General features: G+C 62.2%; 7 protein-coding genes and 3 pseudogenes. 5 read left to right on the top strand and 5 right to left on the bottom strand.

Annotated features, from left to right (window positions below; all coding sequences use genetic code 11):
* The 3 genes from RIFP1SYM_RS06085 to RIFP1SYM_RS06075 form a co-directional block, all read right to left on the bottom strand.
* Window positions 1–752: ABC transporter ATP-binding protein (locus RIFP1SYM_RS06085; protein ID WP_039959850.1), on the bottom strand; the 752-nt coding region annotated here is incomplete at its 3' end.
* Window positions 749–1,744: a FecCD family ABC transporter permease gene (locus RIFP1SYM_RS06080; protein WP_005960859.1), complete on the bottom strand. Its 996-nt coding sequence runs from the start codon at window positions 1,742–1,744 to the stop codon at window positions 749–751. The genes RIFP1SYM_RS06085 and RIFP1SYM_RS06080, both read right to left, overlap by 4 nt.
* Complete coding sequence (locus tag RIFP1SYM_RS06075; RefSeq protein ID WP_005960858.1) at window positions 1,741–2,571, bottom strand: ABC transporter substrate-binding protein; 831 nt, start codon at window positions 2,569–2,571, stop codon at window positions 1,741–1,743. The genes RIFP1SYM_RS06080 and RIFP1SYM_RS06075 overlap by 4 nt, the downstream gene beginning before the upstream one ends.
* Before the next feature lie 299 nt (window positions 2,572–2,870).
* Here RIFP1SYM_RS06075 and groES point away from each other — a divergent pair, with 299 nt between their 5' ends.
* A complete protein-coding gene (groES, locus tag RIFP1SYM_RS06070) occupies window positions 2,871–3,161 on the top strand; it encodes a co-chaperone GroES (protein ID WP_005960857.1) in 291 nt (96 codons plus the stop codon).
* An 81-nt stretch (window positions 3,162–3,242) separates the two neighbouring features.
* Window positions 3,243–4,899: pseudogene (gene groL, locus RIFP1SYM_RS06065) on the top strand (chaperonin GroEL).
* A 443-nt stretch (window positions 4,900–5,342) separates the two neighbouring features.
* On the opposite strand, the gene RIFP1SYM_RS06060 reads toward groL, so the two are convergent.
* Window positions 5,343–7,055, bottom strand: coding sequence for a right-handed parallel beta-helix repeat-containing protein (locus RIFP1SYM_RS06060; RefSeq protein WP_005960854.1), 1,713 nt, complete (start codon window positions 7,053–7,055; stop codon window positions 5,343–5,345).
* A gap of 33 nt (window positions 7,056–7,088) precedes the next feature.
* Entirely contained in the window at window positions 7,089–9,323 is a 2,235-nt protein-coding gene (locus tag RIFP1SYM_RS06055) for a right-handed parallel beta-helix repeat-containing protein (RefSeq protein WP_240992032.1), read from the bottom strand.
* A gap of 271 nt (window positions 9,324–9,594) precedes the next feature.
* On the opposite strand from RIFP1SYM_RS06055, the gene RIFP1SYM_RS06050 reads away from it, so the two are divergent.
* The 3 genes and pseudogenes from RIFP1SYM_RS06050 to glnE all read left to right on the top strand — a co-directional run.
* Window positions 9,595–10,011, top strand: coding sequence for a hypothetical protein (locus tag RIFP1SYM_RS06050; RefSeq protein ID WP_005960851.1), 417 nt, complete (start codon window positions 9,595–9,597; stop codon window positions 10,009–10,011).
* 84 nt (window positions 10,012–10,095) lie between these two features.
* Window positions 10,096–10,626 (top strand): annotated as a pseudogene (locus tag RIFP1SYM_RS19125) (bifunctional [glutamate--ammonia ligase]-adenylyl-L-tyrosine phosphorylase/[glutamate--ammonia-ligase] adenylyltransferase); the annotation flags it as partial.
* Between the two features lie 104 nt (window positions 10,627–10,730).
* Window positions 10,731–12,457, top strand: a pseudogene (gene glnE, locus RIFP1SYM_RS19120) (bifunctional [glutamate--ammonia ligase]-adenylyl-L-tyrosine phosphorylase/[glutamate--ammonia-ligase] adenylyltransferase); the annotation flags it as partial.
* Window positions 12,458–12,575 lie beyond the last annotated feature (118 nt).

Raw genomic sequence — 12,575 nt, 5'->3', positions numbered from 1 at the left:
CAGCCGATTGAGAAGGCCGTCTTCCCAGTCAGTGGCCTGAGTTGAAATACTCGTAATAGATTCGCCTTGCTCAACACCTGCTCCGGCGTTCCCTCGGCGACCAATCTGCCCCCATCGATCAGCAGCAGCCGCTGGCAGTAGTGGGCAGCGAGGCGCAGGTCGTGCAGCACCAGGGCGGCGCTGCCTCCATTGCTGCAGTGGTCGGCGAACAGTTGCATGATGTCGAGTTGGTGGGCCGGGTCGAGGGAGGCGACCGGCTCGTCGGCGAGTAGGATCGGTGGCTCGCCGGCGAGCATGCGGGCGATCATCACCCGCGCCCGTTCGCCGCCGGAGAGCTGGTCCACCGGCCGATGACGCAGTTCAAGCAGCCCGGTCTGGCGTAGCGCCCGCTCCACCGCCAGCCGGTCGGCCTCGGCGGGGGGCTGCCAAGGTGCCAGGTGGGGCAGGCGGCCGAGGGTGACCAACCGCTCAACGCTGATCGGCCAGTGGGTCGGGCTCTCCTGGGGGAGATAGCCAACCGCCCGGGCTCGCTGCCGGGGGGCGATCTGGCTCAGCACCTCATGGTCGATCCAAACCTGCCCGGCATCGGCCGGCAGCAGCCCGGCCAGCAGCCTGAGCAGGGTACTCTTGCCGGCGCCGTTGGGGCCGATGATGCCGATCAGTTCTCCCGCCTCGAGCCGGCAATCGACCCCCGCCAGGATCTGTCGCTCACCCCGCCGAAATCCCACCCCCTTGGCTGTCAGCTGGCTCATGGCTGCTCGCTCCGGCTCTTCAGGATCAGGTGCAGAAAGAAGGGGGCGCCGACCAAGGAGGTGACCACCCCGACCTTCAGCTCCGTCTGGGTCGGCAGTAACCGCACCGCGATGTCGGCTAGTAGCAGCAGGATTGCGCCGCCAAAGGCGCTGGCAGCGAGCAGGCGCCCCGGCTGATGGCTAACCAGGGGTCGCAGCAAGTGTGGTACCACCAGCCCCACAAAGCCGATGCTGCCGGTGATCGAGACCGCTGAGCCCACCGCCAGCGCCACCGCGGTGAACAGCCGCCAGCGCAGTCGCTGGAGGTCGATGCCGAGGGAGTGGGCGGTTTCCTCGCCCAGGGTCAGCGCATCCAGGCCGCGCCCGCTGCCCGCCAGCAGCAGCCAGCCGAGCAGCGTGCCGGGCAACAGCAGCCAGAGGTCGTCAAGGCTGGTGTTGGCCAGCGAGCCCATCATCCAGAGCACGATCTCCTGCACCGCATAGGGGCTGGGGGCGAGGTTGAGCAGCAGCGAGATCAGCGCCAGTGCCAGCGCGTTGACCGCCATCCCGGCGAGGATCAGGGTGAGGATGCTGGCGCTACGCCCGGCCAGCAGCCAGACCAGCCCGGTCGCCGCCAGCGCCCCAACGATGCCGCCCAGCGGGAAGATGCTGGAGAGGCCGAAATAGAGCAGCACTACCGCGCCGAGCGCCGCGCCACTGGCGCTACCGATCAGGCCGGGGCTAGCCAGCGGATTGCGCAGCAGCCCCTGCATGGCGGCGCCGCAGAGCCCCAGAGTGGCGCCGGTGACCAGCGCGATCAGGCTGCGTGGCAGGCGCACCTCGGTGAGGATCAGGCCATAGACTCCGCCCTGATCCGTGACCATCTCGGCGAGGGCTTGGCTGAGGGGGATCGATTGTGCGCCGATGGTGAGGGAGAGCAGAAACAGCAGCCCGCTGCTGGCCGCCAGCAGTGGCAGCAGCCAGCGTTTCTCTGGTTGGAGATTGGTGTTCACAGTTGTCGCTCCCGGTGGAGAGCCTCTACCGCATCGACAAACATCGGCCCACCACAGATCCAGTGTTTGAAATCGACCACCGTGAACGGCTCCTCCGGGCGCAGGGCGCGGAGCGCGGGGTGCTGCAACAGGCGTTCGGCACGGGATGCATGCTCGCTGGAGACCGGTGAGGTGAAGATGCGTTTGGGCTGTGCCAGCAGCAGGCGCTCCAGATCGATGGGCTGAAAGCCTTCAATGTCCGCTTCCGCTGCCAGGTTGCGCCAGCCCGCCAGCAGCAGGGCGCTGTGCTGCAGAGTGCCGAGTCCGGCGGTGTATCCGCGGGGTTGATAGAAGATGGCGCCGGGTGGTTCGCCATCGTGACTGATATCGAGGTTCGCCAGCCGTTGCTGCATCTCGTCGATCATCTGCTGCGCGCGTGCCTGCTGGCCGAGCAGTTGCCCCATCTTCTGAATGTTCTGTTGGATCGCCGCTAGGTCATTGGCTGTCGGGATCACCTCCACCCGCAGACCGAAGCGGCGCAGCGCCTGTAGCAGGCGCGGATCGCTGTAGGGGCTGGCGAGGAGTAGATCGGGGCGTAGCGTGAGCAGTTCTTCGATGCGTGCATGGTTTTGCGGCAGTTGCTTGGCTGCCTCGGCGACAAAGGAGTTTTCCGGGCGACTGGCCAGGTGGCTCACCGAGGCGATCTGCTCCGGCTCGGCCAGCAGCACCAGCAGCTGGTCGCTGCAGAGATTGATTGAAACCACCCGCTCGGGCGCTGCGCCAAAGGCGTAGGTACAGACTGTCAGCAGCAGCCAGAGCAGGGTGGTGAAGGGAGCTGATTGGTGCAATGGATATCGGTCGTTAGGGAGTCAGAGAATTCTGCCGAGTGCCGCGCAAGCGGGTGAGGCTGGTATCATAACCGATCGCCCTTGAGCCGCTGTATTGTTTGTCCAAGTGCCCAGATCCATCCACGGCTCCCGCCCGCCGGATGAGTGGTTTTGCCAGTCGCGGCCAATGCTAGACTTGTTCCCTTGACTCTCCGTTTTTTGTCCCTATTATTAGCACTCAGTCGAGGCGAGTGCTAACAGCGCTTGCCTCGGATAATTAGAAAACCAACCATTTAAACCCAATCAGGAGAATACACTCGATGAATATTCGTCCGTTGCACGATCGTGTGATCGTTCGTCGTATGGAAGAAGAGCGCACCAGCCCTGGCGGTATCGTGCTGCCCGATGCTGCCACCGAAAAGCCCATGCAGGGCGAGATTCTTGCGGTTGGCAAAGGCAAGATCAACAACAACGGCGAGGTCACCCCGCTGGATGTGAAGGTCGGCGACAAGGTGCTGTTTGGTAAATACTCCGGCACCGAGGTCAAGGTCGATGGTGAAGAAGTACTGGTGATGCGCGAAGAAGACATCATGGGTGTCATCGAAGGCTAAAGCCAGCTATCAGGCACGTGTCGAGCGCCGCTGGCGGCCGCTCCACGCTCCCCTATCAATCTTTAATCAAGGAACTACTCAATGTCCGCAAAAGAAGTTAAGTTCGGTGATGATGCCCGCGTTCGTATGATGAATGGCGTCAATATCCTCGCCAATGCCGTCAAGACCACCCTCGGCCCCAAAGGCCGCAACGTGGTGCTTGAGAAGTCCTACGGTGCCCCCACCGTGACCAAAGATGGCGTTTCTGTCGCCAAAGAGATCGAACTCTCCGACAAGTTCGAAAACATGGGTGCACAGATGGTGAAAGAGGTCTCCTCCCAGACCTCCGACGTGGCCGGTGACGGCACTACCACTGCCACCGTACTGGCCCAGGCGATCGTTCGCGAAGGTCTGAAGGCGGTTGCCGCCGGGATGAACCCGATGGACCTGAAGCGCGGTGTCGATAGCGCTGTCTCTGCCGCAGTCAAGGAACTGAAGTCGATTTCCAGACCCTGCTCTGACGACAAGGAGATCGCCCAGGTCGGTACCATCTCCGCCAACTCCGATGAGAACATCGGCAACATCATCGCCGAGGCGATGCAGAAGGTGGGCAAGGAAGGCGTGATCACTGTGGAAGAGGGTTCCGCCCTCGACAACGAGCTGGATGTGGTAGAAGGCATGCAGTTCGACCGCGGCTACCTCTCCCCCTACTTCGTCAACAACCAGCAAAGCATGACCGCCGAGTTGGAAGACCCCTACGTGCTGCTGCACGACAAGAAGATCTCCAACATTCGCGACCTGCTCCCGGTGCTGGAAGGTGTGGCCAAAGCGGGCAAGCCGCTGTTGATCGTCGCCGAAGACGTGGATGGCGAGGCACTGGCGACCCTGGTCGTCAACAACCTCCGCGGCATCGTCAAGGTTGCCGCCGTCAAAGCCCCCGGTTTCGGTGATCGCCGCAAGGCGATGCTGCAGGATATTGCGATCCTCACCGGCGGCACCGTGATCTCTGAAGAGGTGGGTCTGAGCCTGGAGAAGGCTGGCCTGAGCGAGCTGGGCACCGCTAAGAAAATCGTCATTACTAAGGACGAGACCACCCTCATCGATGGCGCCGGCGCCGAGAACGACATCAAGGCCCGGGTCGAGCAGATCCGCGCTCAGATCGAAGAGACCAGCTCCGACTACGACCGCGAGAAGCTGCAGGAGCGTGTCGCTAAGCTGGCCGGCGGTGTGGCCGTGATCAAGGTTGGTGCCGCCACCGAGGTCGAGATGAAAGAGAAGAAGGCTCGCGTCGAAGACGCCCTGCACGCCACCCGTGCTGGCGGTGGAAGAGGGTGTGGTACCCGGCGGCGGTGTTGCCCTGGTGCGTGCCCTGCAGGCGGTCAAGGCGCTCAAGGGCGACAACCATGATCAGGATGTGGGCATCACCATCGCCTGCCGCTCCATGGAAGAGCCGCTGCGCCAGATCGTTGCCAACGCTGGTGGCGAGCCGTCAGTGGTGCTGAACAAGGTGGGCGAGGGCGAAGGTAACTTCGGCTTCAACGCCGCTAACGACACCTACGGTGACATGATCGAGATGGGTATCCTCGATCCCACCAAGGTGACTCGTTTCGCGCTGCAGAATGCCGCCTCCGTGGCCGGTCTGATGATCACCACCGAGTGCATGGTGGCCGAAGAGGCAAAGGATGAGCCAGCTGCTGCACCCGATATGGGCGGCATGGGTGGTATGGGCGGAATGGGTGGCATGGGCGGCATGATGTAATCATCCCCCCCCATCCAGCCTTAGCCTGGAGAAGCCCCGCAGCGAAAGTTGCGGGGCTTTTTTTGTGCCTGTAGCACCGCTCATGCCACAAATGGCAGATTATAGGGCGGGCCATGCCCGCTGGCAGCATTGGGTTGGCGCCCATGGGGCGCCCTATGTAACAGACACGCGCCCGCCGATTATTCATTGCCAATGTCGGTGGGTAGTTTCAAATCTCCACCCCAATCGCTGGGTAACCACCATTCCCCTACGTGGCGATGAAAGGTAGACCAGGGCCAATCGACTACGCGTTCTACCAGCCCATGTTTGAGCGGGTTTATGTGGACGTAATCGAAATGCCGAGCGTAGTCGATTCCATTATCGATGTGGTGGCCAGAAACGTGGCTGCCAATAGGGCGAGCATGCGGCCCGCCGGCAGCGTTGGTTTGGCGCCTGTGGGGGCCCTATTCGTATGCGCCGATATCCGGTGCCTTGCCGTTGTATTTCAGGCTCACCCCTTGACCCTTGCGCCAACTGAGGGGGTGGTCGAGGCGCAGGGTGTTTGTCGCGTAGTCGATGCTGATGATCCGTGTGCTTTGGGTATCGCCATCGAGCTGGATCTGGTCGCCCTGTTCGCCGGGGATGCCGAAGCCGTCGTAGAAATAGGCGGCATCTTTTACCTTCATCTCGGTGCCGCTGCCGGCGCTGCTGGTCTGGGTGAGAAAAGTACCGGCGTCGATCAGCGGGCTGTCGTCCCGCAGGCGGTAGTCGTGGTTGGCTGGGTCGATGAAGTGGGGGGCGGCGATCACCAGGCCGTGCTGAAAGTTGGGGTCTTGCCGGTTCATCTGGGTGATGGTCAGCTGGGGGCGCTCCGGGCCGCGGTTGCCGTTACCGTAGATCGCCAGGTAGGGACCATCGCCGCTGGCGCTGATGATGGCGGTGTGGTCGAACCGGTAGCCGTCGCGGCGGTCGAGGTAGAGCTGCACCGGCTTGCCCTTGAGGATCTGGTTCCACCAGGCCCAGCGGCTGTCATTGTTGACGAAACGGCTGCCGCCGAGCAGGTTGTTGGTGAAGCGGTTATCCTCAAACTGGCCACCCTTGCGGCTGCGTTGCAGCCAGATGCCGGCGAACTGGGAGGCGTAGAAGAGGTTGTTGTAGACCCGGTTGCCCCAGTTGTGCCGCGCCTCCTTACCGTAGAGCGCCATGCGCAGGCCGGGGCCGGTGGTGTCGTGGAAGCGGTTGTGGCGGATGATCCCCTGCTGACCGGCGTACTGGATGCCGGAGAAGGGGGACTTGTTGCCGGAGTTGGCGGTGTAGTCGAACTCGTTGGCCTCGATCAGGTTGCGCCGGGTGGCGTTGTATTTGCGGGTCTTCACCTGACCATCGCAGTCGTAGACCTCGCCGCCCTTCTGTCGCTCATTGTAGAAGTAGTTGTTGCGCAGCACGTTGTAGTTGCCACAGCGGATATCCCACAGCGCGTGGTGGGCGTTGCGGATGGAGTTGCCCTCCACCAGGTTGCGCTCTGAGTCGACCAGCGAGAGCGCGTCGTCCGCGTTGCCTTTCAGGGTGTTGTTGATGAAGCGGTTGTGGCTGGCGTGGAAGAAGAAGATGCCCGACTTGGAACCGGCTCTGTCGTAGGCCTGGCTGAAGTGGTTGTCGCGCACGATGTTGTTGTGGGCCTCCAGGAAGTAGAGCCAGCGCCCTACCTTCTCGACATTGAAGCCTTGGATCACTACATATTCCCGGTTGCTCAGGTCGATCGCTGGTTTTAGCTTTTTACCGGTGATGATGACCGTCTCCGACTGGTAGTTGCGGAAGGTGACAAAGTTGCCCTCAGTGCCGGAGTTGCGCACCTTCAGCTGCGCCTTGAAGCGGCCCTCGCGAACATAGACGGTGTCGCCGGCATGGGCCGCTCTGCTTGCCTCGTCGAAGGAGTTATAGGCGGTGTCGCTGCCGCCGCTACAGCTGCGGCTCTCCGGGGTGTAGTTGGTGCAGCTCGACTTGCCGATCTGGTTGTCGACGAACAGGCGGTTGCCGTTGCTGATGGCCGTTGTCTGATCCGCGCTGATCCCAAGTGTGGGTGGTGTGGCCGGGCTGGGGCTTCCGCTATAGGCGGAGGGCGTTAGCCCCGAAAGCGAAATGGAGAGAAGCAGAGGAAGCAGGTTGCGGTTGTCCATGAATGCCCTTTCTGAGAGTGCTGAGGTGGCACTCTATTGTAGGGCTTGGAGGGAAAGGAAATCCTTGTTTTGTTCGTAAGCCTGGTGGAGTGGCCGACTGTTTGGCAGCTGTATAAGGCGGGCCATGCCCGCCGTCAGCATTGGATTGGCCCCCCCCTCATTGACAGGATCTAGCCTTCGGACTCGAAGGCGCCGATATCCGGTGCATTGCCGTTGTACTTTAGGCTCACCCCCTGGCCGCTGCTCCAGCTCAGAGAGCGGTCGAGGGTCAGGGTGTTGTTTGCGTAGTCCACTGCGACCACGATGGCGGTGGCGCTGTTCCCCTCCAGCTGGATCTCGTCGCCCTGTTCGCCAGGGAATGCCGAATCCGTCGTAGAAGTAGGCGGCATCTTTTACCGGCAGGGTGGTGCCGCTGCCAGCGCTGGCGGTCTGGGTGAGAAAAGTACCGGCATCGATCATCGGACTGCCTGCCTTGAGGTGGAAGTCACGCCCCCCTTCGTCAACAAACGCCGGCTGCGCAACCATGTTATTGCGGAACTTGCCGGGTTCGTTGCTGTTCCACCAAGCGACAGAACGTTGTGGATCGATGCCGGATTCGCGAAAGCCGTTGCCGTAGGTGATCAGGTAGGGCTGGTCGGGGTTGGCGTGGGCGAAGGCGTTGGTGTCGAACAGGTAGCCTGAGTCGCGGCTCAGGTAGAGCTGCACCGGTTCGCCTTTCAATTCATTGTTCCACCAGCTCCAGCGGTTGTCGTTGTTGACGAAGCTGCTGCCGCCGAGAATGTTGTTCTTGAAGATGTTGTCGCTCACGCTGTGCTTTGGTTGGATCCAGACGCCGGCGAAGTCGGAGCTGTGCATAACGTTCTGATAGACCCGGTTGCCGGTGACATGGTTGGCCTCGGTGCCGTAGAGTGCCAGGCGAAGGGCGGGGCCGGTGGTGTCGTGGAAGCGGTTATGGCGGATGATGCCGTCCTGGCCGCCATACTGGATGCCAGAAAAGGGCGACTTGTTGCCGGAGTTGGCGGTGTAGTCAAACTCGTTGCCCTCGATCAGGTTGTGCTTGGTGGCGTTGTATTTGTAGGTTTTGACTTGGCCGTCGCAGTCGTAGACTTCGCCATCCTTCTGCCGTTCGTTGTAGAAGTAGTTGTTGCGCAGCACGTTGTAGTTGCCGCAGCGGATATCCCACAGGGAGTGGAAGGCGTTGATGATACTGTTGCCCTCCACCAGATTGCGCTCCGAATCGACCAGCGAGAGTGCATCGTCCTCGTTATCTTCCAGGGTGTTGTTGATGAATCGGTTGTGGCTGGCGTGGAAGAAGAAGATGCCCGCCTTGGAGCCGGCCGAGTCATAGGCCTGGCTGAAGTGGTTGTCGCGCACGATGTTGTTGTGTGCCTCGAGGAAGTAGAGCCAGCGTCCGACCTTGTCCACATTAAAGCCCTGGATCACCACATACTCCCGGTCGGTCAGGTCGATCGCCGGGGCCAGTGTGGCGCCGGTGATGGTGACCGTCTCCGACTGGTAGTTGCGGAAGGTGACAAAGTTGCCTTCAGTGCCGGAGTTGCGCACCTTCAGCTGCTCTTTAAAGCGGCCCTCGCGCACATAGACGGTGTCGCCAGCCTGGGCCACAGCGGTCGCGCCGTCGAAAGTGTTGTAGGCGGTGTCGCTGCCGCCGCCACAGCTGCGGCTCTCGGGAGCGTAGTCGTTGCAGCTTGAGCTGCTGATCTGGTTGTCGACGAAGAGGCGGTTACCGGTAGCGATGACTGCGGCCTGATCCACGGTAATCTCAAACGCCGGCAGTGAGACCTGGTGGGTGCCGTCGCTGACATGCACCCGAATGCCGCTATGATGGCCGAGATCACCTGCATGCGGGGAGCCGCTGATGGTGCCGGTGACGGCATCGAAGCGGGCCCAAGCCGGCAGGCCGCTGACGCTGAAGGTCAGGGGATCGCCATCCGGATCGCTGGCCGCCGGAGTAAAGCTGTAGCTGCTGTTCTCCTCGATGCGGCTCGGCGGGGTGCCGGAGATCTCGGGTGCCCGGTTGGCGGTTGTGGTCGATGTGGTGGTTGAACTTGAATCGCTGCTGCCAGTACCAGAGGTGAAACCTGTGGTAGTGCTGATGGCGATCGAACTACCGCTAGAGCTGCCGCCTGAANTGCTACTGGTGTTGGCAGTGGTGCTGCTTACCACTGTACTGCTGTCGTCACAGGCGGAGAGCAGTAGCCCCGAAAGCGAAGTGGAGAGAAGCAGAAGTAGCAGGTTGCGGTTGTTCATGAACGGCCTTTCTGAGATTGCTGATGTTGCGGGCTAGAATAGGAGGTTGCGGGAAACAAAGTCCTTGCCTGCTTCGCAATCCTGGTGGGCAGGAGCGCCTGACAGTCGGGAAATCTTACAAAATGTGAACCGCTTTCGGCCTGGGTGGGAACCCGGTCCGCCACGAGGGGGATTGTGCGGCGTTGAATGGCGGTGTTTGCGGATTCGCAAAGTCGTGGTGGCTATGGCGTTGTTACCATTAGTAACCCGTATTACCTGTTGGTGAAGAGAGATGGACAGAGGAACTCGCAACTACGTGGTCTTTTTGGTTTTGCTGGTGCTCGGTCTGGCGCTGCTGTTCGGCTATGAAAGCCCGAAAGTCAGCGAATTGAACCAGCGTCTCGCAGCTGATCCGGAGCTGAACAGCTTCAGCTACCGTTTCCGGGTGGTGCGGCTCGATGGGCGCAAGGCGGTGATGAGTACGCCGCGCTCCACTGAGGTTCCGGTGGAGCGGATTCTGCACCTGCTGTTTGACGATCTCACATCCCGCCAGACCAGCGGTCCGCGCTTTCAGCAGGCACAGCGTGAGCTGGCGCGAATCCAGACCAAAGCCCGAGACATGGTGCTGGCCGACCCGGCGGTCGAACGGGTGAGCTGGGAACTCGACCGAGACTGGCTGATGCAGCATGGGGTGCAGCTCGTTCCATAACCGATCATCAGTCTGATTGAGTCGCGCATGGTAGGGCAGTAAGCTGTTCCCTCTTTCCCCAGAGTGGCCAAATTAGGGACTGGTATGTCCGACGCAATTGCCGAGAGTGTGGAGGTGGAGTGGTCCGCCTGGTGCGAGACGCTGGCCGATGCCGGCGAGCGGGTGCCCGATACTGCAGCCCTGGTGGCAGACCTGAAGCGGGTCTGGGAGGCGAGCGGTTATGTGGCGCAGAGTTGCAAGCGGGATCCGGGGCTGCTGCCGGGGCTGCTTAACAGTGGTCAGCTGCAGTCGAGCTACACCGCTGGCGAGATGGCAGGTCAGCTAGCAGAGCGACTGGCGGATGCCAGCGACGAAACCGCCCTGCACAAGATCCTGCGCCAGTTCCGCCGCCAGCAGATGGTGCGCATCATCTGCCGCGACATTGCCGGCTGGGCGCCGCTGGGTGAGACCCTGGAAGACCTCTCCGAACTGGCCGACATCACCATCCAGCAGAGTCTGGTGCTGCTCTATGACTGGACCTGCCGGGAGATGGGTACGCCGCGCAACGCCGCAGGCGAGGCCCAGTCCTTGCTGGTGCTCGGCATGGGCAAGCTGGGCGCACGCGAACTCAATCTCTCCTCCGATATCGACCTGATCTTTGCGTACCCGGAGCCAGGCGAGACCGATGGCCCGCGGCCGCGCAGCAAGAGCGGTTCTTCATTCGCCTCTGCCAGCGTCTGGTGCAGGCGCTCGATACCGTCAACCCAGACGGTTTTGTATTTCGCGTCGACACCCGCCTGCGTCCCTTTGGCAGTGTTGGTCCGCTGGCGATGCACTTCGATGCCCTGGAGAACTACTACCACTCCCAGGCGCGGGAGTGGGAGCGCTATGCCATGATCAAGGCGCGCTTGGTGGCGGGTGATCCGGCGGCGGGTGAGGTATTGATGGCGCTACTGCGCCCGTTTGTTTACCGTCGCTACCTCGACTTTGGCGCCATCGAATCGCTGCGCAAGATGAAGCGCATGATCAGCGCTGAGCTGCACAAGAAGGGTATGGACGCCAATATCAAACTGGGGGCCGGCGGCATCCGCGAGATCGAGTTCATCGGCCAGGCGTTTCAGCTGATCCGCGGCGGGCGGGATTCCGAGCTGCAGATCCGGCCAATCCTACCGGTGTTGAAGCGGCTGCAGCAGAAAGAGTACCTGCCCGAATATGTGGTGCGTGAGCTGGCTGAGGCCTATGAGTTCCTGCGTCTGGTGGAGAACCGTATCCAGGCTTGGGCGGACCGCCAGACCCACCTGCTGCCAACGGATGAAGGATTGCGGCTGCGTCTGGCCCGGGCCATGGGCTTCGGCAGCTGGGAGCCGTTTGCCGCGGCGCTGGCGCGCCATCGGCAGCGGGTGCAGGGGCATTTTGACAAGGTATTTGCCGCGCCACAGGCCGAGGTAGAGAGTGACAGCCAGCCGCTGAGTGGCGTCTGGGATGAGAGTATGGAGCCGGAGGAGGCCCAGGCGGCGCTGGCCGAGGCTGGCTTTAATGCGGTGGCCGAGACCCACCGGCGGCTGCAGCAGTTTCACGGCTGCGCCGCCTGCCGTGGCCTGGGCGCGCGCGGTCGCGCCCGCCTCGGTGAGCTGATGCCGTTGCTGCTGGAAGCGGCGGGGCAGCAGGAGAATCCGGATCAGACCCTGCAACGGCTGCTTGATCTGCTCGAGTCGATCGTGCGCCGCACCGCCTATCTGGCGCTGTTGGTGGAGAGCCCGCTGGGGCTGTCGCAGCTGGTGCGGCTGAGTGGCGTCAGTCCCTGGATCACCCGGCTGTTGTCGCGGCATCCGATCCTGCTGGATGAGCTGCTCGATCCGCGTCGGCTCTACTCGCCGCTCAAGCGCCGGGAATTGGAGCAGGAGCTGGAGGTCCAGCTCGCCGGGATCGAGAAGGACGATTTGGAGCAGCAGATGGAGCGGCTGCGCCAGTTCACCCAGAGCAACATGCTGCGGGTGGCGGCGGCGGATATCACTGGACAGGTTCCGCTGATGGTGGTCAGCGACTATCTGACCGAGATCGCCGAGACCAGCATCGTGCGGGTGTCGAGCAGGCCTGGGCTGCGATGGTGCAACGCTACGGAGCACCGAAGGGGCTGGCGGTCGGCGAGAGCAGCTTCGTGGTGATCGGCTACGGCAAGCTCGGCGGCATCGAGTTGGGCTACAGTTCCGATCTCGATATGGTCTTTCTGCACGCCATTGACGATCAGTTTGCCGAGACAGACGGCGCAAAGTCGATCCCGGTGGAGGTTTTCTATGCGCGCCTGGCGCAGCGCATGATCCACCTCTTCACCACCCGCACCCCCTCCGGCATCCTCTACGAGGTGGATATGCGGCTGCGGCCCAACGGCAATTCCGGGATGATGGTCAGCTCGATGCGGACCTTCGAGAGTTATCAGCAGGAGAAGGCCTGGACCTGGGAGCACCAAGCGCTGATTCGTGCCCGCCCGGTGGCAGGTGACCCGAAGGCGAAGGCACGCTTTGAGGCGGTTCGCCGGCATATCCTCGGCCAGCCGCGGGAGGCGCAGCGGCTGCGCGCCGAGGTGC

Source organism: endosymbiont of Riftia pachyptila (vent Ph05), assembly GCF_000224455.1.
GTDB classification, from domain to species: Bacteria; Pseudomonadota; Gammaproteobacteria; order Chromatiales; family Chromatiaceae; genus Endoriftia; species Endoriftia persephonae.
The sequence above is the reverse complement of the archived record's forward strand: the minus strand, read 5'-3'. Positions and strand labels throughout refer to the sequence as shown.